The sequence below is a fragment of the Variovorax sp. PBL-H6 genome (assembly GCF_901827155.1).
Classification (GTDB): Bacteria; Pseudomonadota; Gammaproteobacteria; order Burkholderiales; family Burkholderiaceae_C; genus Variovorax.
This window is the reverse complement of the sequence record NZ_LR594661.1, coordinates 23,116-42,123: the sequence shown is the minus strand read 5'-3', so window position 1 is coordinate 42,123 and position 19,008 is coordinate 23,116. Positions and strand designations below refer to the sequence as shown.

The 19,008-nt window shown below is 65.0% G+C and carries 29 protein-coding genes; 5 read left to right on the top strand and 24 right to left on the bottom strand.

Going from position 1 to position 19,008, the window contains the following annotated elements; all coding sequences use genetic code 11:
• Positions 1 to 6: 6 nt before the first annotated feature.
• The 24 genes from G3W89_RS32910 to G3W89_RS33145 form a co-directional block, all read right to left on the bottom strand.
• The gene (locus tag G3W89_RS32910; protein WP_081340476.1) at positions 7 to 396 is read right to left on the bottom strand and encodes a hypothetical protein; all 390 of its coding nucleotides are present in this window, start codon (positions 394 to 396) and stop codon (positions 7 to 9) included.
• Complete coding sequence (locus G3W89_RS32905; protein ID WP_070697982.1) at positions 397 to 753, bottom strand: single-stranded DNA-binding protein; 357 nt, start codon at positions 751 to 753, stop codon at positions 397 to 399. It lies immediately after the preceding gene.
• Between the two features lie 733 nt (positions 754 to 1,486).
• Positions 1,487 to 2,473 carry a RepB family DNA primase gene (locus G3W89_RS32900; protein ID WP_159597430.1) on the bottom strand — a complete coding sequence of 329 codons (987 nt, stop codon included), beginning with the start codon at positions 2,471 to 2,473 and terminating at the stop codon, positions 1,487 to 1,489.
• A 182-nt stretch (positions 2,474 to 2,655) separates the two neighbouring features.
• Positions 2,656 to 3,627: a DNA-binding protein gene (locus G3W89_RS32895; protein ID WP_225011477.1), complete on the bottom strand. Its 972-nt coding sequence runs from the start codon at positions 3,625 to 3,627 to the stop codon at positions 2,656 to 2,658.
• A 100-nt stretch (positions 3,628 to 3,727) separates the two neighbouring features.
• On the bottom strand, positions 3,728 to 4,021 hold the full coding sequence (locus tag G3W89_RS32890; RefSeq protein ID WP_159597429.1) for a hypothetical protein: 294 nt from the start codon (positions 4,019 to 4,021) through the stop codon (positions 3,728 to 3,730).
• A 24-nt stretch (positions 4,022 to 4,045) separates the two neighbouring features.
• Positions 4,046 to 4,441, bottom strand: a complete 396-nt coding sequence (locus tag G3W89_RS32885) for a hypothetical protein (protein ID WP_070697979.1) — start codon at positions 4,439 to 4,441, stop codon at positions 4,046 to 4,048.
• A 3-nt stretch (positions 4,442 to 4,444) separates the two neighbouring features.
• A complete protein-coding gene (locus tag G3W89_RS32880) occupies positions 4,445 to 4,627 on the bottom strand; it encodes a hypothetical protein (RefSeq protein WP_159597428.1) in 183 nt (60 codons plus the stop codon).
• Between the two features lie 86 nt (positions 4,628 to 4,713).
• A complete protein-coding gene (locus tag G3W89_RS32875) occupies positions 4,714 to 5,520 on the bottom strand; it encodes a DUF3560 domain-containing protein (RefSeq protein ID WP_159597427.1) in 807 nt (268 codons plus the stop codon).
• Between the two features lie 60 nt (positions 5,521 to 5,580).
• Positions 5,581 to 5,898 carry a stable inheritance protein KleA gene (gene kleA, locus G3W89_RS32870; protein WP_232062358.1) on the bottom strand — a complete coding sequence of 106 codons (318 nt, stop codon included), beginning with the start codon at positions 5,896 to 5,898 and terminating at the stop codon, positions 5,581 to 5,583.
• A 1,005-nt stretch (positions 5,899 to 6,903) separates the two neighbouring features.
• Complete coding sequence (radC, locus tag G3W89_RS32865; RefSeq protein ID WP_159597426.1) at positions 6,904 to 7,425, bottom strand: RadC family protein; 522 nt, start codon at positions 7,423 to 7,425, stop codon at positions 6,904 to 6,906.
• A 294-nt stretch (positions 7,426 to 7,719) separates the two neighbouring features.
• Entirely contained in the window at positions 7,720 to 7,935 is a 216-nt protein-coding gene (locus tag G3W89_RS32860; RefSeq protein ID WP_046534443.1) for a hypothetical protein, read from the bottom strand.
• A gap of 9 nt (positions 7,936 to 7,944) precedes the next feature.
• On the bottom strand, positions 7,945 to 8,424 hold the full coding sequence (locus tag G3W89_RS32855) for a thermonuclease family protein (protein WP_159597425.1): 480 nt from the start codon (positions 8,422 to 8,424) through the stop codon (positions 7,945 to 7,947).
• The gene (locus G3W89_RS32850; RefSeq protein ID WP_159597424.1) at positions 8,421 to 9,632 is read right to left on the bottom strand and encodes a replication protein RepA; all 1,212 of its coding nucleotides are present in this window, start codon (positions 9,630 to 9,632) and stop codon (positions 8,421 to 8,423) included. Before G3W89_RS32850 ends, G3W89_RS32855 begins: the two co-directional genes overlap by 4 nt.
• Positions 9,629 to 9,967 (bottom strand): hypothetical protein, encoded by a 339-nt coding sequence (locus G3W89_RS32845; RefSeq protein WP_159597459.1) that lies wholly within the window; start codon positions 9,965 to 9,967, stop codon positions 9,629 to 9,631. Before G3W89_RS32845 ends, G3W89_RS32850 begins: the two co-directional genes overlap by 4 nt.
• Positions 9,968 to 10,031: 64 nt before the next feature.
• On the bottom strand, positions 10,032 to 10,247 hold the full coding sequence (locus G3W89_RS32840; RefSeq protein ID WP_046532838.1) for a hypothetical protein: 216 nt from the start codon (positions 10,245 to 10,247) through the stop codon (positions 10,032 to 10,034).
• Between the two features lie 17 nt (positions 10,248 to 10,264).
• Positions 10,265 to 10,525, bottom strand: a complete 261-nt coding sequence (locus tag G3W89_RS32835; protein WP_070697966.1) for a hypothetical protein — start codon at positions 10,523 to 10,525, stop codon at positions 10,265 to 10,267.
• Positions 10,526 to 10,550: 25 nt separating this feature from the next.
• Positions 10,551 to 10,817 carry a hypothetical protein gene (locus G3W89_RS32830; protein ID WP_070697965.1) on the bottom strand — a complete coding sequence of 89 codons (267 nt, stop codon included), beginning with the start codon at positions 10,815 to 10,817 and terminating at the stop codon, positions 10,551 to 10,553.
• Between the two features lie 18 nt (positions 10,818 to 10,835).
• On the bottom strand, positions 10,836 to 10,973 hold the full coding sequence (locus G3W89_RS32825; RefSeq protein WP_158014636.1) for a hypothetical protein: 138 nt from the start codon (positions 10,971 to 10,973) through the stop codon (positions 10,836 to 10,838).
• The gene (locus tag G3W89_RS32820; protein ID WP_232062362.1) at positions 10,970 to 11,398 is read right to left on the bottom strand and encodes a theronine dehydrogenase; all 429 of its coding nucleotides are present in this window, start codon (positions 11,396 to 11,398) and stop codon (positions 10,970 to 10,972) included. The genes G3W89_RS32825 and G3W89_RS32820 overlap by 4 nt, the downstream gene beginning before the upstream one ends.
• Positions 11,399 to 11,610: 212 nt before the next feature.
• The gene (locus G3W89_RS32815; RefSeq protein WP_162577755.1) at positions 11,611 to 11,829 is read right to left on the bottom strand and encodes a hypothetical protein; all 219 of its coding nucleotides are present in this window, start codon (positions 11,827 to 11,829) and stop codon (positions 11,611 to 11,613) included.
• 175 nt (positions 11,830 to 12,004) lie between these two features.
• On the bottom strand, positions 12,005 to 12,532 hold the full coding sequence (locus G3W89_RS32810) for a hypothetical protein (protein WP_159597458.1): 528 nt from the start codon (positions 12,530 to 12,532) through the stop codon (positions 12,005 to 12,007).
• A 57-nt stretch (positions 12,533 to 12,589) separates the two neighbouring features.
• On the bottom strand, positions 12,590 to 12,997 hold the full coding sequence (locus G3W89_RS32805; protein WP_159597457.1) for a DUF6573 family protein: 408 nt from the start codon (positions 12,995 to 12,997) through the stop codon (positions 12,590 to 12,592).
• Positions 12,998 to 13,020: 23 nt separating this feature from the next.
• The gene (locus G3W89_RS32800; RefSeq protein WP_159597456.1) at positions 13,021 to 13,224 is read right to left on the bottom strand and encodes a hypothetical protein; all 204 of its coding nucleotides are present in this window, start codon (positions 13,222 to 13,224) and stop codon (positions 13,021 to 13,023) included.
• A gap of 28 nt (positions 13,225 to 13,252) precedes the next feature.
• Positions 13,253 to 13,585, bottom strand: coding sequence for a hypothetical protein (locus tag G3W89_RS33145; protein WP_197893625.1), 333 nt, complete (start codon positions 13,583 to 13,585; stop codon positions 13,253 to 13,255).
• Between the two features lie 1,052 nt (positions 13,586 to 14,637).
• On the opposite strand from G3W89_RS33145, the gene G3W89_RS32790 reads away from it, so the two are divergent.
• The 5 genes from G3W89_RS32790 (at position 14,638) to G3W89_RS32770 (ending at position 19,004) form a co-directional block, all read left to right on the top strand.
• A complete protein-coding gene (locus G3W89_RS32790) occupies positions 14,638 to 15,009 on the top strand; it encodes a hypothetical protein (RefSeq protein ID WP_081340480.1) in 372 nt (123 codons plus the stop codon).
• A 51-nt stretch (positions 15,010 to 15,060) separates the two neighbouring features.
• Entirely contained in the window at positions 15,061 to 15,825 is a 765-nt protein-coding gene (locus G3W89_RS32785; RefSeq protein WP_159597455.1) for a lytic transglycosylase domain-containing protein, read from the top strand.
• An 11-nt stretch (positions 15,826 to 15,836) separates the two neighbouring features.
• The gene (gene topA, locus G3W89_RS32780; protein WP_159597454.1) at positions 15,837 to 18,194 is read left to right on the top strand and encodes a type I DNA topoisomerase; all 2,358 of its coding nucleotides are present in this window, start codon (positions 15,837 to 15,839) and stop codon (positions 18,192 to 18,194) included.
• Positions 18,195 to 18,359: 165 nt separating this feature from the next.
• Entirely contained in the window at positions 18,360 to 18,665 is a 306-nt protein-coding gene (locus G3W89_RS32775; protein WP_070698005.1) for a TrbC/VirB2 family protein, read from the top strand.
• A 27-nt stretch (positions 18,666 to 18,692) separates the two neighbouring features.
• Positions 18,693 to 19,004: a type IV secretion system protein VirB3 gene (locus G3W89_RS32770; RefSeq protein ID WP_070698004.1), complete on the top strand. Its 312-nt coding sequence runs from the start codon at positions 18,693 to 18,695 to the stop codon at positions 19,002 to 19,004.
• Positions 19,005 to 19,008 lie beyond the last annotated feature (4 nt).

Here is a 19,008-nt window from a genome sequence, read left to right as displayed (position 1 = left end):
GCCCGGTTACTCCTTCAAGAAATTGCGGACGGTTGTCACTGAGGTTTCAATGCCTTGTTCGCGCAGGAATGCGACGATCTGGCGGATCGTGTAGCCCTTGTCCCGTAGGGTTCGCATGTCCTGGTCGAACGGCTCCAAGACGGTGGCGGCCAGCTTGGGCTTCTCGCGTGCCATGAACGCATCGACGCGCTGCTTCTCGGCCTTCGCCATGAAGCGGTTGCGAACGACGTTCGCCTGCTGCCTGGACATTTCGTGCGCCGCTGCCGCATCGGACAGCGGCACACCTTCGACCAGTAGGGCACGCGCTACACCCAAGGAACGCTCCGACCACTTGCTACACGTCGCAGCGACGCGGGCGAACTCCGCTTCGCTCATCCTTGGGGTGGCGGCCGTCATTCATTGGCCCGCCCGGAACTGTTCGCGCTTCTCCTTGCCCGGAGCGCCGAAAGTGAAGTCCTCCACCACGAAGTTGTAGCCGTACACGTCCTCGCCATCCTTCTGGAAGTTGTTGTTCTCGATGCGGTAGTCAACGATCAGTTGATCGCCCTTCATCGCGTTCTTGGCGATGGCCTCGGCCTTGGCCCGGAAGGCGGTGAACTGGATCGACACCGAGCGTTCGCGCGCCTCGCCGGTTTCCTTGTCCTTGCCGGCGTATTCGTTGGAAATGAGGGTGAAGCGTGCGACGGCGCGATCACCGTTGCCGCTGACGACAACGGCCTTGGCGAGATTGCCCACGAAGACGTTCTTCTGCATGTCGGTTTCTCCTGGTTGAACGGCCGAAGGTGGCCGTGCTCGAAGTATAACACCGAGAAAACAGGAAATGCAACAGGTAGAAAACAACAAGAAAACAACAAGAAACGCGAGCGGCACGCCATCGCACTAGGAAAAACAGCGGTTTCATGCACTCTGACGAAAGCCAGAAAACGAGCGCAGCGCAAAAGGCCGTAAAAGGCCGCCAGAAGGCCGAAGGCGCGGGCGTGTGGGGTAGGGCCACCCAGGGCGAGAACGTGCGTAGGCGGCCCGTCTGCGCGCGCAGGCGATGGTTCAAAGGGGGAAGGGTAGGGTAGGGGGTTCAAGCGTCGAAGACGCCTTTCTCCCCGAAGGGCCGCAGGCCCGCGCGAGGGGAGGTGTGTGATCCGCTCGGCCCGCAGCTCGGCCGGAATGTCCACAATTCCGGGCGCTCCCACTACAGGCAATAAATATTTATAGGAAAGAAAAACCTACAGGCAAAAGCTATAGGGGGATGGGTGCGCGAACGCTCGCAAAGCCTTGTCCTGTAAGGCTTTCCGGCCATCCTGGCCGCGCCGTCTCAAGACAGTTTCAGCGTAGCGGCAAGACAGTTTCAGCGCAGGGCGCAAGATAGATTCATCGCGCCGTTCTGTGGATTGGATACGCAAGCCCTTGATTCGGCTGGCCTTCTTAGGCAAGACAAGTTCATCGTGGATAACTTCGGCCATCAACAGGCTTATCCACAAGCCAGCCGAGGCTAGGGCCGGTTCTGCGCGCGATCCTGGGCGAGTGACAGCAGCGCGTCGGCCACGTCGGCATAGTCTGCGCCCTGGGCTTTCAGCTCGTGCCAGATTTCGGCCTTGCCGGCCGTCCTGGTCACGTAGTCGGCCACGGCCGCGCCCTTGCGGCCGTCGATTCCTGGGCTGTGCTGCGCGATGGCGTCGGCCACGTCCTGGAAGGCGTAGCCCTTGCGGAACATGGCGACGGCGGCCATCCAGTCGGCCCGGCTGGCGTCGAAGTCGCCGCCGAACTGCGTTTTCAGGCTGTGCCATAGGCTGCGATACCACTCGGCCAGCTCTTGGGCCGTCTGCGGCGTCCTGGTCGCGGCCTGGGGCATGTTGCGGGCCTCCCGCTGGACGTGCGCGGCCATGCTGCGGGCTTGCTCGCGCTCGCGCTCGATCACGCCTCGCGCGATCTGCACCAGCTCGGCCGCGCCACTGGCCGGGCGGCCGTTGTAGCTGTCCAGCAGTACGAACGGCGAACGGCCCGCCGCGTCGATGTGTTCGGGCTTGCGGTTGGTGAAGCCGGCCAGCCGGCCGTAGTGCGCCGAGTCGGCGCTATTCGGGTCGCCGCCGTACTCGCGCGCAAGATGGCGGGCCACCTCGCGCCGCACGTCGGCCGGCATGTCGTCGTCCAGCTTGATCCACGCCTGATAGTTGCCCGGACTGGTCTGCACGGTGACGGCGGCAGGGTAGGGGCCGGCCTGGAGCCGGGCCAGCGTGCCCATGCTCAAGTCGTCCACCAGAATGAGCCGGCTCGGCGCGGAGCGCGCCGGGCGAACGTAGATGTCGCAGCCCTTGAAGTTCTCGCGCTTGAGCCAGTCCAGCGACTTCATGATGTCGGCCTCGCTCCACTCCCGATTGAGCATGCCGCGCTCTGCGTGGCGAATGCCGACTTCGTACAGGCTCGCACCCATGCCCTTGAGCTGGCGGGATACGGCGGCGCGGGTTCGGTCGTGCTGCATGCTGTTCTCCTTCGTTGGTGACGCCGGCGAGCTGGCCAGCTCGATGCGCTGTCACCACTACGGCGGGGCCATTGGTGACAAAGTTGGCCAACCTGGTGGATCTTCCTGTCACCACGCGGCCGGGTTCGATTGGTGACGCGGCCGCCCGGGCCTGGCCGCGATCGCGTCACCAATGGCGAAGGTCAAGCCTTCGGCGGGCGCTTCGACTGCGCTGCGGGCTTCAAGGCGGCCAGCAGGGCGGCGTTCTGCGTCTTGACGGCCTCCAGCTCGCCGCGCAGCTTCGCCGCGTCCTCGCGGGCCGTGGCGGCGGCATCGCGGGCTTTGTCGCGCTCGCTCTCGGCCTTGGTCATGCGTTCGGCGCTGCGGTGAACTTCTTCGGCCGCGCGCTTGCGTTGCTCGGCGTGTTGCTCGGCCTCGGCGGTCATCTTCGCGCGCAGGCCGGCCAGCTCGGCATTGCCGGCCGCCAGTTGGCGCAGGGCGTCGTCGCGCTCGCCTTCGGCTTCCTCGGCGCGCACGTCGGCTTGATCGCGGCGGGCCTTGGCCTCGTCGCGTTCTTGGCGCAAGCGGTCGGCGTCCTGGTGCGCTCGATCCAGCTCGGCGCGTAGCTCGGCCGCCCGGTGCTCCGTCTCCTGGGCCTTCTGCTCGGCCAGGGTGGCGCGGCGCTGGCTGTCTTCGTGCTGCGTGCGCAGCTCGGCCAGCTCGCCGGCTTGCTTATGCTGCTGCTCGATGGCGGCGGCGGCCTGGGCTTCCAGCTCGACAATGCGGGCCTGGGCGGCTTCCAGCTCTCCCGTCTGCGCCTCGAAGGCGGCCGACTGCTGCGCCGATAGCTCGGTGAGGTCGGTTTTCTCGGCCTCGAAGGCGGCCCGCGCGGCCTCTAGCGATTCGTTCGCCAGTTGCTGCGCCGTCTCCCAAAGGCTTTGCCCGGCTGTCTGCAAGACGCCGTGCAGCTCTGCCGGCAGCGGCTCGCGGACGGCCTGCACTTGCTTGCGCTGCTTGGCGCGCCATTCCTTCATGGCCTCGACCACGTTGTTCATGCCGGCGCGGCTGAGTTGGCGAACGGCTTCGACGTTCGGGAACTCGCCGTTCGGGCTGGCCGCGTGCAGTTCATCGGCGGCGGCAAAGATGCGTTCTTTGATTTCCTGGTTCAGTGCCATGACTCGGCGCTCCTTTCGTCGTTGTAGTCGTAATAATACTATTACTATTATTACCGCGCAAGGGGTAAAAATGGCCGGGGGTTGCCCGGCCGGTGGGGGGTCAGTGCTCGGCCCGCAGGGCGCGCACCATCGACACCAGCCGGCCAGCTTCTGCGCGCCCCTCGGTCGTCCGGGCGAAGCCTCGGCCGTTCACGAGGACGCGGACACGGTGCAGCAGGTCATAGGTCTGTGCCGCCTGCGTGGTGTTGGTCGTCATCCATTCGAGCGCCATCGCTCCGGCGATCAGGTCATCGACCTGGAAGGGCAGGCCGGCCGCGACGGCATCGAGCGCGGACGCGGCGGCGTCCAGCGCCTTGGCGGTGAATCCATCGGGCAGGGTCATGGTGGTGGTCATGGGTCGTTGCCTCCGTGGCGGGGGTTAGCGTTTGCTGGTGAGGTAGCGGCGGGCGTCTTGCAGCGTGCCGGCGACGTGGTGGACGCGGCCCGACAGGCTGGACAGGCGGGCGGCCAGCTCGTCGTACTCCTTGGCCCGAGCGATGCCGGCGCGGGCTTCGGCAATCTTGGCCGCATCGCATCCGATGTAGTCGCGGCGGCGCGGCTCTCCGTGCTTCTGCGGATACAGCAGATAGAAGTATTTCGGCTCGTCGTTCGCGTCCTTGCGCCAGTGCTCGCTTGCGTACACAAGGCCGGCTTTTTTCAGCTCGGCCATGCGAGCGGACACGGCGGCAATGTCCGCTTCCAATCCCTCGATAAGTGCGGGCAGCTCTCCGGCCAGCTTCATCAGCTCGGCGGTGTGCGCCTTCTTCGTTGCCATTGTTCAACCTCCGAAAATGGCCGCCTTGGCAGCGGCGAGAATCACCGCCAGGGCGGTGGTGCCGACCATCGAAACGGCGACGGTCAGGGCGAAAAACTGGACATAGACAAGGCCAGCTCCAACCGCCATGACGCCGCGCAGGATTGCGGTTGCAGTCTTCACGATCAGGTCGTCGATGATTCGCATGTCATCCTCCTTTCAGGATGGGAAGGCCGGGCTCCCGGCCTTCCTATTGGACACTGCGCCTAGTCCAAAATATACCAGATTGGCTATTACACGTCACCAACTTTGGTAAGCGCATTCAGGGCTTTTTTCACTTCCTGGCCGGCCCAAATGCCGGCGTTGTTCAGTTGGCGAACCCAGGCACCACGGGACGGCGACCACTTGAAGGCGTGGCGCTTCAACAGGGCGCGCGTGGCCTCGTCGGGCTTGCCGGGGAACACGAACATGACGCGGTTTTCCTCGGTGTCCTCGCGGTAGGTGTAGCCCTCGGCCTCCTGCTCTACATCGACACGCTGGCGGCGCTTCTCCAGCTCGGCGATGCGGCCAGCGATGCGGCGGGCGTTCGCGTTGTTGTTGCTCAAGGCGTAGGACGGGAAGCCGACGCGGCCCGCGAAGTCCGGTTTCAGCAGCTCGGCCGCCTGGGCCTCGGTCAAACCCTGGGCCACCAGTGCGGCAATGCGTGTTTCCTCGGTCTTGTGGGTGCGAATGGCCTTGTTCGCGGCCTTCATGCGCTCCTGGGCCTGCTCGACGTTCGCCAGCTCGGCGCGCAGCTTCTCGATGGCGTCCGGGTCGTCACTCGAAATGCCGCCAGTGCCCACGCTCGCCGCTTTCTGCTCGTAGTGCTTGGCCTTGTCTTGCAGGGCGAAGGCTTTGCCATAGGTGGTATGGATGCGGTCACGATAGTTGCGGTCGCGCGTCTCGCTGTGATGGCCGACAAGGATCGGCTGGCCGAAGGGGATCGCCTGGGCCATGTCTCGGGCGCGGTTGTAGGTGCTCGCGCTCTCGGCGCTGGCCTGCTCGGCGCGTTCCTCGTAACGGGCCTTGCGGGCGGCTTGCTTCTGTTCGTATGCGTTCATGGTCTTTGCTCCTGGTAGTTGAGAAGGGGAGCGCCCCGCCTGGGGCACTCCGGGAAGTTGTCAGGCGTTGCGCTTGGCTGCGTCGATCTGCTCCAGCGTCCAGCGGCTGCGGGCTTCGCCTTCGAGGCTGCACGCGGCGAAATAGGCCCGGCTGCGCAGTTCCTCGGCTTTGCGGGTCAGCTCGGCCGCCTCGGCCATCAGCTCGGCGATGTCGTCACGCTTGGCCTGAAGCCCCGTCGCTTCCACGCCCGGCAGCACGTCCACCCACGCCATTACCTTGTTTTTCATCGGCTTCATTCCCCCGGTTTTCTGCTGTTCAACCTCTGCTCTGCTAGATGCTTGAGCCGGCTTTTCAAACTGAACTTGTTGGTGAGTCATGTCGCATTTCTCCTGTGGTGTTGAACCTTGCTCCGCTGAGTGCCTTTCGCCGTGATTGCCCGTAGGTGGGCCGGACAGGACGGCGCGGAAAGGGAGAAACCGGAAGCCGCAGCGCAAGCGAGCGCAGCGAGTGCGAACGGGTGAGGATTTCAGGGCTTGCCCGGCCCTTGGAGCGACGGCATGGCTGGACTACCGTCTAGGGCAGGCGAAAGGTGCGCAGTGGAGCAACGCCACCGGACGATGACGACATGCCACCAAGGGCGGGCGCGGAACGCGAGCGCCCTACGGCCGACGCAGGCGGCACAACCAGACGGCCGCGCCGGCTGCGTAGCGGCAAAGCCGCCTTTCTCCACCGCCAGCGGCGGGGCAGCGTGCATGAACCAGCCGGCCCGGCTGTGTGCAGTCTGCCGACGTGGCGGCAGTCTGCGGGCTTGTGTGCAGCACGGCGACGTGTCGCGGTGTGCATGGACTGGTTGCCCGCTGCGCGGGCCTACACACCGCCCCCTCCTGCCCTGGGCAGGGTGGGGGAAAGGGCGTCTTCGACGCCGAAGGCGGTCGGGCTTGTTGGTGACGAACATCCCGCCGGCGCCGGCGGGATCTGTCACCACATGAAGGGGAATCGTTGGTGACGCGGCCGAGCTGGCCAGCTCGATGGCGTGTCGCCATCTTGGGGATGGTGACGGGCGAATCCAGCTCGATGGATCTGCCTGTCACCAGACTGGCCGATGGTGACATCGGCCGCGCACCTGGTCGGCCGCGGTGTCACCAGTGGCCGGCCTTTGAATGCTGTCCACATATCCACGGGCCGCGAAGGGTGCCTACTACTCCCGTAGCAGGCCGGTGGGTATGTGGGCAGGAACCCGCCAGTGGTCGGACGGCTGGCCGACGTGGATCACTGGCGGCGGAATTGCACGGGTTTGGTGACAGCCGCAGCGCCTCGATCGCGCGGGCCTGTCGCCATTGGGCATTACCGCACGTTGAAGGAATGGGGCAAAGCCCCATTCTTCATAGAAGGCCGTGTTCGGCGAACGATAGCGTGCTGGAGCCGGCCACAATGATGTGGTCGAGCACGCGCGCGTCTATAAGGCTCAACGCCTCTTTGAGCCGGGCCGTTAGGCGCTTATCAGCTTCGCTAGGTGAAGCGATGCCACTTGGGTGGTTGTGAGTGAAAATGAGCGCGGAAGCGTTCAGCCGCAAGGCGGTTTTCACGATTTCCCGTGGATACACGGACGCGGCATCAATGGTGCCGCTGAACATCTCTTTGTAGGCGATCAGCCGATGTTGGCTGTCGGTGAAAATGACGCCGAACACTTCGTGTTCGATGCCCGCCAGCTTGGCGACCAGGAAGTCTTTGACTGCCTGCGGGCTGCTGAATTGTTGGCCCGGAAGGGCCAGCGAGTCGGCGGCCTTGCGAGCGCCGGCCAGAACCTGGGCGGCGGTGGCAACCTGATATACGCCGTCAGCGTCTCGGACATACAGCGACTCGTCGCTGTTGATGTTGTCGAAAGACAGCTTCATCTGAACCATGTGAAACCTCCGGTTGAACGTAGGGCGGGATTGCCCTTTGCGACCGAAGGCAGCACGCCGCAGCGCAGGCGTCAGGGGTGGAACGGCCGGCAGGCCGCAAGCGGAACGCGCAGCCCTTGACGCCGAGAACGGCGTGATAACCTGAAAGAGAGCAAGCAATCCAAACCCGAACCGCAAAGCGCGTCCGAAAGGGATTGACGCCCGAAGGGGTCGAGACAAGCGCGAAGTGCGCAGGCTCGATGCGAAGCACGAAAGCCCGGCCCCGGCTATGCCGGGGTGAGTAATGTCCTGGTTCTATTCGTGACGAACCAGCCGCCCGGCATCGTCGGAAAACTGCCCGGCCGCAGCATCGCCGAAGGCATTCAGATAAAGTGCGTAAGCCTGTTGCAGCGCCTCGGCCGCTCGGCGCTTTAGCTCCATCTGAACGATGTCCGTCTTTTCCATGCTCATAAGCTCACCGAGCGGAGCATGTTTGACGGTGTAAAAATCTGGATTGATGCGCTCTGACATACCGATACCTTATTCGTGTTGACGATGCCGAAACTGCCACGGCGGAACCGACGACGGGTCGGCCCACAAGCCGCGCCGGCCGGCGCGTGCTTCGTCCTCCAGCGCGAACAGGCTTCGGTCGGTCGCGTATTGGCGATACACCCAGGCCATGCCCTGGCGAACCATTTCGGCGTTGACGTTGACGCCGGAGACATAGACGGTGCCGAGCGCGCGGCCGTAGCGGTCGCGGCCGGCATCGGCGACGGTGACGGACTGGCGGAAGACCAGCGAGGAAAGCGCCTGACGGGAGCGGGTGCCGAAGGCTTGCCGCTTCTCGGCCGCGTCGATCTGCGCGAGGCGCACGCGCACGGGCTGGCGGTCAATCAGCACGTCGATGGTGTCGCCGTCAAGGATGGCGATCACCGGGCCGGCGAAGTCGGCCCGCGCGGCCGAGGCGAAGCCGAGCGTGCAGGCGCAGGCCAGCGCGGCCAGGAACTGGCGGCGGTTCATAGCGGAAGCCGGCGCTGCTTAGGCGCGCTGCTGAACGGCACATGCGGAGGGCTTGGGTACAGCACAAGCCCGTTCGGCGAATCGGCGACTTTCGCCTCGGGATAGACCACCATCACATGCTTCAACTCGCGCAGGAAGGCGCGCTTGAAGTCGCGCAAGCCCTGTTCGTCCATCGCGTAGCCGGCACCGAACTGGCCGGCGAGCGACACCCAGGGAATGGTCGTGCGGCGCGACAAGTAGCTCATGCGGTGCGACAGCCACACATAGATGTCCAGCGCCAGGGGCGACTTTCCGAGCGAGCGCATCGCGCGAACGTCAACCGGCAAGGGGTGCTCGATGCACTCCTTGAAGAACGGTTCGGAAAGCTGGAGATTCGATTGCCATTGCCCGGCCTGCTCGGGGTTCTGCGGTTGCCACCACTCGACGCGATCAGCCAGCAGGACGTTGGACAAGGCCCACGAATCGGCCCCCTCGTAGTGGCACGAAATGACGGCGCTGAAAAGCGTCGTCATGGCGTGTTTCAGGCGCGTGATGTCTCCGCGCTTGCCGCCCGAGCTGTGCATGCCCAGCTCGTCCAGATACTCGGCCAGCGAATTGCCCAGGTGCAAGACGCGCTCGCCGGTTTGCACGGCTTCCGTGCAAACCCAGGTCAGCAGCATGCGCGGCACCGTCCCGAAGGGAAGCCCTTCGGGGTGGGCCGTCATCATCGTGAGCACGAAGTCGCCGTTCTTGCGAACGAAGCGGTATTCGTCCTGCCGCCTGTGCGGCAGCGTAGCGATGGCGAGCGCGCGAGTCATGAAGCCTAGCGTGCCGGCGCTCTTGGCGTCCTCGCGCTCGATGGCAAGGTGGGCTTCGATCAGGTCGCGCACGCGCTCGGGAATCTTGCCGTTGCGGTAGTCGAAGACGGCGCGAATCGGCTTCTCCTTCGCTGTGCGCGCGAGCTTCTTCGCGGGTGCGTTGCTGGCCGGCGTGCCGGCCGCCGCGCTGGACTCGAAGGCCGCTTCGTCGGCCGGGGACGGTAGGCCCAGGAGTTCCGAGGCCGGCGCGGCAGCGTCGGCCGATGCCTTGCGGGCCTCGGCCGTGCGTCGGGCGAGGCTGGCCGCGTCTTCTTCGCTCATGCCTGCGCGCATGAGCGCATCGCGGTAGTCCGTTTCATTGAACGGCGGCGCGGCGCGTGTTCGCCCTGTCGTTGTCGGTTTTCTGCTCATGAATGCCCCTCCTGTCCGCCGACCAGTGCGGCCAGCGCCTGCCGCTCGGCGGCGATTTCTCCGACTTCAAGCTCAACCGCAAGGGCGTGGCTCTCGCTCCAATACTGCCGCAGCAGGGCGGTGCGTTCCCAACGGCTCACGGTGCCGTTCTGCATCGCCTCGGCGACACGCGCCTGGAAGGCGCTGGAGCCGGTCTTGTAGGCGTTCTGCAACTGGCGATAGCCCAGGGCGTCGATTTCCATCGACTGGTAGATCGTGGCGGCTGCGCCGGCCCCCAGGACAAGCAGCAGGGGCACCAGCATGTTGCGGCGCAGCCAGCGTGCGAAGGTCTTCATTGCTCGGTGCCTCCCATGTACGAATTGGCTAGGCCGACCGCGAGCTGTTCCGAGGTTTTGAGGTTCATTTCTTCCAGTCCACGAAGGTAGGGCTTACGACGATGTTCGGCGACACCATCAGGCCGCCCGGCGTGACGTGAACACCAAGCGAGCCGGACACCGGCAGGCCGCCGATGTTGTGCATGCGGTAGCTCGTGCCGCCGTAGTAGTAGGGGCCGCTCGCGCAGCCGCCCAGGGCGGCCAGCAGCAGCGGCAGGATGGCGAGGCGAAGCGTTTTCATCTGTACCCCCTCGGCCGCTACACGTCGGCCTGTTGTTGGTCGGGTTGCCAGCCGGCCATGTTCACCTTGGCCGTGCCGAAGCCGATTTCGCGCAGCAGCTTCAAGGCCGTGCCCGGCTCAACGAACAGGCGCGGCTTGCGGTCGGAGTAGCGCACCAGCACCACGCGCCCGCCCGAGCGGGAATCGGCCACGAGGTAGAAGCCTTTCCCGTGCGCTTCGAGCGTGACGGCGGCAAGGCCGCCCGTCTCGTGCGTGGCGCGGAGCTGTTCAAGGGTCATGCTGTGCATGTTCATCGCGTGGCCCTCACTCGTCCGGGGTGACGTGCTCGATGATGAGGTCGTCCAGCTCGGCGGCGAAGGTGTGCGCGCGGCCATCGGCCGCGCTCGCCGCTGCCAGCTCCCAGGCCAGCGGGCCGGCGCTCGGGCTGTTCAAGTTGTCCTCGATCACGCCCAGGCATTCCAGCTTGTGCATGCCGGCGTCCAGCTCCGGCTTGGCGTGCTCGGCGATGAAGTCGGCGAACTTGCCAGCGCCTGCCGGCGTGAAGTCGTGGATTTGCTGATAGGTGTCCATCGGTGTTCCTCCTGGTGGTTAGCGACGGGACACGGACACGTCCGCGTCCTCGGGGATGTCGAACTTCGAGAAGGCCGCCGCGCGGGCGGCTTCCTCGGTCGTTTCATGGACGGTGCCGAGATAGCGGCCGTCCGCGTACACGTTCCATTCCTTCATTGCGTTGCCCTTTCGTTGGTGACGGAAGCATCGAGGCCTGGCGGCGTGTCTGTCGCCAAGCCTCGATGCGGGTTCTTGCCCGCGAAGTAGTCGGGCCGCGCCTCCAGCTCGCGGGCGATCAGCTCGTCGGCGAACAAGGGCGCGGCCTTCTCGACGCGGCGCGCGAGATTGCGGCGGCGTGCCTGCGCCTTGCGCTCGTCGCTCCAGCGGCGGATTTCGGCCGGCTGCGGGAAGTCAACGCACACGGCATAGCCGGTGCCGGGCTTCCAAAGATCGGCCACCACGGGCGGGCACTGGTCGCCGGCCGGAACCTCGACCGCCGCCAGTTCCAGCGGGCCAGGGCAGGGCTTGTGCGGCAGGCTCCAGCGCAGCGAGTAGCGCCACAAGCCGGCCGGCTTCCTGGTCGTGGTGGACGCGGCCCGCATCATTCGGCCCGCAGCTCGTCAAACCAGCCGGATGCCACGCGCTGGCACTCGCTCACGCTCTCGGCTTCGCCGATGGGGTCGTCCATGTCCTCGGACGCGGCGAGGGTGAAAATCTCGGCCTCGGCGTCGTACTGCGCCCAGGCTTCGCGGCCCAGGTCGCGGTCGGCCAGGACAAGGAAGGGCGGCCGTTGTGCTTGCTCATGGTCGCCACCTTAGAAGCCCTGCTTCGTCAGCTCGGCGGTCATCGTCTTGGCGACGATGCCGGCCTGCTCGTCGGACAGCGTGCCAGTGATGGCTTGCAGCGCCTGCGCTGCGGCCATCGCCTTGCGAAGTCGCGCGTAGCTCGCGCACGGCCTTGGCCTCGCCCGACTCGGCGAACGGCGTAAATGTTGCCCACTCGCCCCAGTCGGGGTCATGTCGATGGTTCGCATGGGTAGCTCCTTATCGGCTGATTTGGCGATCACGTTTAACCGTTCTCGATGTCCAAACTATACCATATTGGCAAATAAAAAGGTGGAAACGTGGGACGAAAGGGCAAAATTTTTTTGCCCTGTCTTGGTGACGCGGCCGAGCTGGCCAGGAGCTGCGGCCGTCACCATGTCGCGGTCAGGCGTACCACGTCACGGGGCGCGGCGTGCCGTCCCACTTCGACAGCTCGCCCAGGGTGTGCCAGCCGGTCGCGCGGCGGGTCTTTTCCTTCGCGCCCTGGACGTACTGGCCGGGCTTCGGTGTGCTCTTGCCGGTCATGCTGCCCGGCGCGCTCTCGATCCGGTCGGCTTCCAGCTCGCGCACCGTCGCCGAGCGGCCGGACGGCACGCGCACCACTTCGTAGAACGTGACGTTCGTCTGTTCGTAGCCCCACACGGAATAAACGATGTCGCCCACGGCCAGCCCGTGGCCGGCCTGCTGCCGTTCGCGCTTGCGCGTCTCGATGCCTTCCTCGTACTCCACGAACGACGCCAGCGAACGGTCGCGGGCCTCGGCGCTGCCGAACGCCAGGAAGCGCGCCGGCTTCGACTGGCGGCCCTTGTAGGCCAGCAGCGCGGGGCCGCGCTTGCTCTCGTAGCAGTAGGCCACCACGGCGGCGGCGGGAAATTCGCGGGTTTCGGCGTTCTCGGGGATGAATCGGGCCATGTTGTGCGCTCCTGGTCGTGTCGGGTAGCGGGTGCCCTCGTCGGGCACCCTGCGGGCTTAGTCTTCGTTCGGCAGGCCGATGGTGATAACCGGCTCGCCGGCATCGCCGGGGCCGATGTGCATCGCCAGCGCCACGCGGCGCGGCCGGATGCCTCGGCCCTGCACCGGCACGCGGTACAGCTCGAACACGCGGCGGGGTTGATCGCCACGCACGCGGGCGGCGAGTCGGGCCATATAAATCACGTCCCAAAGGCGGCCGGCTTCGTCCTGGATCGTGGTCTTGCGCTTGTCGGTTTCGGCCGTCCACTCGACGCAATCGGCCCAGGCCGCGCGGGTGATGGCGACGGGCACCGTAAAGCCGGCCTCGCGGGCTGTCTCGCTCACGTCGATCAGGTCGCCGTCCTCGATGAGCTGCGCGCGGGTGTGCGTGTGGATCACGTCGGATGCCTGGAAAAGTTCGTTCATGGTGTGCGCTCCTGGTCGTGCTGTTAGGCGGTTTGGCGGGGGTTGCAGGCGATGCCCTCGCGGCGGCAATAGGCCACGATGTCCGCGCGCTCGGCGAGGCGGTCTTTGCCCTGGCCGAAGGTGAGAACGTCCATCGCGGCGGCGACGTGCGGGGCCATCCACTTGATGGCGGCGCGGCCGTTGTCGCGGATCAATCGGCGGGCTTGGCGGTATTCGGTGCGGGTCATGGTGTTGGCTCTCCAGTGCAATACAAAATCAGCGTGCGCGGCGCTTCGCGTCGTCCAGTCGCTCGGCCAGCTCGGCGTCGGTGATGCTCGCGGCCGTCACCAGTCCGCCGCCGAACTTCGCCCAGCTCATCAGCGACAGCGAGCCGTCGGCCAGCCGGCCCCGGTAGTCCCGATGCGTGTCGCGCCAAACGGTCTTGAATGCGGCTTCGCGCTGCTCGCCCTCGAAGGTCGGCGCTTCGGCTGGCACCAGCTCGACGGTGCGCCAGGGGTAGGCGGTCATCTTGCTGACCATCACGCTGCATTCCTTCTCGGTCATCGGGTAGGCTGTTTGACGCTCGCGGCGGCCCGTCTTCGTGTTCACGACTTCGATGTGAAACAGGACGGTTTTCTGCTGTTCAACCTCTGCTCTGCTAGATGCTTGAGCCGGCTTTTCAAACTGAACTTGTTGGTGAGTCATGTCGCATTTCTCCTGTGGTGTTGAACCTTGCTCCGCTGAGTGCCTTTCGCCGTGATTGCCCGTAGGTGGGCCGGACAGGACGGCGCGGAAAGGGAGAAACCGGAAGCCGCAGCGCAAGCGAGCGCAGCGAGTGCGAACGGGTGAGGATTTCAGGGCTTGCCCGGCCCTTGGAGCGACGGCATGGCTGGACTACCGTCTAGGGCAGGCGAAAGGTGCGCAGTGGAGCAACGCCACCGGACGATGACGACATGCCACCAAGGGCGGGCGCGGAACGCGAGCGCCCTACGGCCGACGCAGGCGGCACAACCAGACGGCCGCGCCGGCTGCGTAGCGGCAAAGCCGCCTTTCTCCACCGCCAGCGGCGGGGGCAGCGTGCATGAACCAGCCGGCCCGGCTGTGTGCAGTCTGCCGACGTGGCGGCAGTCTGCGGGCTTGTGTGCAGCACGGCGACGTGTCGCGGTGTGCATGGACTGGTTGCCCGCTGCGCGGGCCTACACACCGCCCCCTTCCTGCCCTGGGCAGGGTGGGGGAAAGGGCGTCTTCGACGCCAGGGCGCGGCACCATGTCGGCGCAGCCGGCCGAACGGGGGTTTATCCCCATGTAAAGGCAGGCAATGATTGGTGACGCGAACGGGTCTTTGCTACTCAAACTGTCGCCAACTTGCTACAATTTGGCGACTGTGGACGCTCACCTGGTGATGCCAGTTGTCACCAGTTGGGCCGTCCAGCGCCGGAGGCGCTGCCGAGAGGGATTGACGCCCGAATGGGGCGAGACAAGGCCGTGGCCGCAGGCTCGATGCGGAGCACGAAAGCCCGTCCCGGCGTAGCCGGGCGAGCATGGGCAGGGAGCATTTTTTAAGCCGTAATTAGCCGAAACCACTACCAAAATATAGTGTTTTGGCGATACAATGTGAGTCGTTTTTGACTATGACCGACCCGAACGAAAACAGGACGAGCATGAAACTTCCTCCATGTAGTCCCGAGAACAGCATTCTGGAGGGCGATCTAGAGCTGGCCGTACTTCAAAAAACCCTTGACAAGCTCAAGGTGATGGAAACGCCAGTGGGCTTCTATGTCGTCGTTCTCTTGAAGTGGGCTGAGGGAAAAGAGTGGTATTTGACAACCCGACGCGACCGGAACATGCCGAAGGTTTTCAAGGACTTGAAACGTATGAACGATCATCTGCGCGAGGCTTATCCGACCGATAGCTTCGAGCTGTTTCGCAACCAGGAACTGCCGCCGCGACCGAAGTCGGCCAAGCCGGCGCAAAGCTCGAAGGCGAAGCCGGCACGCACCGCGCGCAAGACCAAAAAAGGGGGTGAACACTGACCAAAATATGGTATATTGGTAGCCGTTTCCTCGCTAAAGGGAGTCGGTTACATGCTGGATTTCATGGTCTTGGCGCAGCAATGCGCCCCTACGGTGGCCCCGCAGACGATGGCGGCCGTCGTGCAAGTCGAATCGAGCTTCAACCCCTACGCCATCGGCGTGGTGGGCGGAAGGCTCCAACGTCAACCCAAGTCGCAAGCGGAAGCTGTTGCGACGGCCAAGGCTCTTGAAGCCGCTGGCTGGAACTTCTCGGTAGGGGTTGCCCAGGTCAACCGCTACAACCTGCCGAAATACTCCCTAACCTACGAAGAAGCCTTCGAGCCGTGCGCGAACATCCGCGTCGGCTCGAAGATTCTCGAAGACTGCTACACGCGGGCTTTGCCCCGCACCGAGGGCGACCGGCAACGGGCGCTGCACTCGGCCTTCTCCTGCTACTACTCGGGCAACTTCACGCGCGGCTTCCGGCCTGACAAGGCCGGCGAGCCGTCGTATGTGCAAAAGGTCTTGGCGCAAGCCAACGTCGAGGCAAAGCCGATCCCGGTCGTTCCGTCGATCGCGCCGGGTGCAGCACGCCCGCAGCGCGTGACGGCGGCCGGCTCCGGGCCGGTCAAGGTGACGGCCCAGGGCGCGAGCGATGGGCCGCCTGCCGATCATGCCCCGGTGCTGCTGCGCCGGGCGAGCGAAGCGCCCGCGCAGCTCAAGCCCGTGGTGACAGGCGCATCCGCCGCGGCGGATCTGACTGTCGCCAAGGATGACGCGAAGGCCAGCCAGGGCGAGCAACCGGCGCAGCCGGCGCGCTCGGCCATCGTCTTCTGAGGGGGTACACGATGAAGCTCATGGTCGTGGAAAGCCCCAACAAGGTGAAGAAGATCGAATCCATCCTCGGCGACGGCTGGAAAGTCGTCGCCAGCGTGGGCCATGTCCGCGACCTGCCGAAGCACGACATCGGCCTGGAAGCGCCCGACTTCGCCTTGCAGTACGAATACATCCCTCCGGCCCAGGTACAGGGCCGGACGTTCCCAGGCGGCGAGGAACGAGTCGCCCGCATCCGCGCCCTGTCCGGCAGGGCGGACATGATCTTTCTGGCGACCGATCCCGACCGCGAGGGCGAAGCCATCGCGTGGCACCTGAAAGACGCTCTCGGCCTGGACGAAGGCGACTACGAACGGGTGACGTTCGATGAAATCACCGAGAAGGCGATTCGGGCGGCACTGTCGCAGGCGCGCAAGATCGACGCCGATCTTGTGCAGGCCCAGGAAGCGCGGCGGGCACTGGATCGCATCGTCGGCTATCTGGTGTCGCCGCTGCTGTCGAACATGCTCGGGCAAAACCTGTCGGCCGGCCGCGTGCAAAGCGTGGCCGTGCGACTGGTCGTTGACCTGGAGCGCCGCATCGTGGCGTTCAAGAAGACGAACCACTTCGGCGCGGTGGTGAAGTTCGACGGCGGCGTGTGGAAAGCGGAGTGGGACACGAAGCCATTCATCACCGAGGACGTGCCCTATGTCCTCGATGAAGCCCTGGCGAAGCAGGCCGCAGGCTGCCGCCAGTTCAAGGTGCTGGACTCCGGCACCGACACGGCGCGCGAAGCGCCGCCGTCGTGCTTCTCGACCTCGCTCATGCTGCAAGCCGCGAGCGTCACGCTAAAGCGCGATCCCGAGCTGACGGCGAAGGATGCGCAAAAGCTGTTCGAGCAAGGCGCGATCACCTACATCCGCACCGACAGCGTGAACATCAGCGACGAGGCCATCGCCGAGGTGCGCGCCTACGCCGAAGGGCAGGGCTGGAAGCTGCCGGACGCGCCGCGCAAGTTCAAGACGAAGGCGGGCGCGCAAGAGGCGCACGAGGCCATCAGGCCGGCCCATATCGACGTGCTGGAAGCCGGCGAGGACGAGCATCAGCGCAAGCTCTATGCGCTCATCTGGAAGCGGACGGTTGCCTCGCAACTGGCCGATGCCCGCTACAAGGTGAACAGCGTCACCTTGGAAGCGACCGATGGCGCGAAGCCGTTCCAGTTCAAGGCCAAGGGCCGTACCCTGATTGAACAGGGATGGCGAGTGCTGACGGCGAAGGACGCGGTGGAAGACAAGACGGACGACGAGGCCGAGGACAGCGCCGGCAAGGTGCCGGTGCTCGATGTCGGCAGCGCGAAGCAGGCCGACAGCGGCGAGCTGCTGCGCAAGGTGACGAAGGCACCGCCGCGCTTCACGAAAGCGAGTCTCATCAAGAAGCTGGAAGACGAAGGCATCGGCCGCCCGGCGACCTATCCCGCGATCATGGGCAACATCATGGCGCGCGGCTACCTTGTCGAAGACAAGCGTTATCTGGTGCCGACCGAGACAGGCACCATCCTGGTGGAACATCTGGTGAAGGCCGGCTTCGAGTTCATGGAGCTGGCTTTCACGCGCGAGCTGGAATCGCAGCTCGACCGCATCGCCGAAGGCGAGCGCGAGTACCTGGACGTGGTGGCCCCGGCCTACGATCAGTTGAAGGCCGAGCTGGACGCCATCGCCCAGGGCGGCGACTTCAAGCCGCGCTTCGCGTGCCCGAAGTGCAGCGCCGGGCTGCGCAAGTACCAGAAGCCCGGCAAGCTGCCGATCTGGTACTGCACGAACGACGAGTGCAAGACCTTCCTGGACGACGTGGACGGCAAGCCGGTGGAACGCAAGGAACACCCGTGCCCGAAGTGCTCCACGCCCCTGCGGCGGTACAAGAAGAAGGCGGGCGGCCTGGGGTGGTTCTGCCCGACCGACGACTGCAAGACGTTCATGGACGACGACAAGGGGCGGCCGGTGGAACCGAAGGTTCACCCGTGCCCGAAATGCAGCTCGCCGCTGCGGCGCTTCCAGAAGAAGGACAAGGAAAGCGGCAAGCCCATCAAGGGCGCGTTCGCGTGGTTCTGCACGAACGATGAGTGCAAGACCTTCCTGGACGACGAGAAGGGCCAGCCGGTGGCGATCAAGACGGCCCCTTGCCCGTCCTGCGGCAAGCCGATGTATCGCCGCAAGGGCCAGTACGGCTACTGGTGGGGTTGCAGCGGCTTCAAAGACGGCTGCAAGGTCATCATGGACGATCAGGCCGGCAAGCCTGTACCGAAGCAGGCGAAGGGCGCAAAGCCCGCAGCCAAGGCGACGGTGAAGCGCGCGGCGGCACCTACGCGGCTTGTTCTCAAGACGCCAAAAAAGTAGAAAAACGCTCGCCAAAATATACTATTTTGGCGCGGCCTGTTGTATAATCCGGCAGGCACGGATAACGGGGAGAACATTGCAGCATGAACTAGATTGGACGCTTTTCAACCGGCTTGCCGGCCGGCCTACCGGCTACCTTTTTCTTTCACTTCAGGAGCAAATGAAATGACGACTGCTACCACTTCCAACAACCGCATGGCCGTGATGCTCGGCTTCCTGGTGATGGCCGCGCTGTTCGCGGCCGAGCCGGCGCTCGCGCAGACTGGCGGGCTGGACAAGGTGAACACCTTCATGGACAACGTGCTGGCCGTGCTGCGCGGCGTGTCCATCACGACCGTGACCATCGCCATCATGTGGGCGGGCTACAAGTTCCTGTTCAAGCATGCCGACATCGCCGAGGTCGGCAAGATTCTGGCCGGTGGTCTGCTCATCGGCGGCGCGGCCGAGCTGGCCCGCTACCTCCTGTCCTAAGCGGGAGGTCACGCGATGTCGGCACCAATGGATGACTTCGATCCGCGCGATCCGCTGTTCAAGGGTTGCACCCGGCCGGCCATGCTGTTCGGCGTCCCGTTGGTGCCGCTCGCAGTGGTCGGCGGGGTGGTGGTTCTCATCAGCGTGTGGACGACGATCCTGTTCGCCTTCACGCTGATTCCCATCGTGATAACGATGCGGATCATCGCCAAATCGGACGATCAACAATTCAGGCTCTTGGGCCTGAAATTCGTGTTCCGGGTCATCAACCGCAACAAGAACGGGCGCTTCTGGAAGGCATCGGCCTACAGCCCGATTGCCTTCACGAAACGCAAGTGAGAGG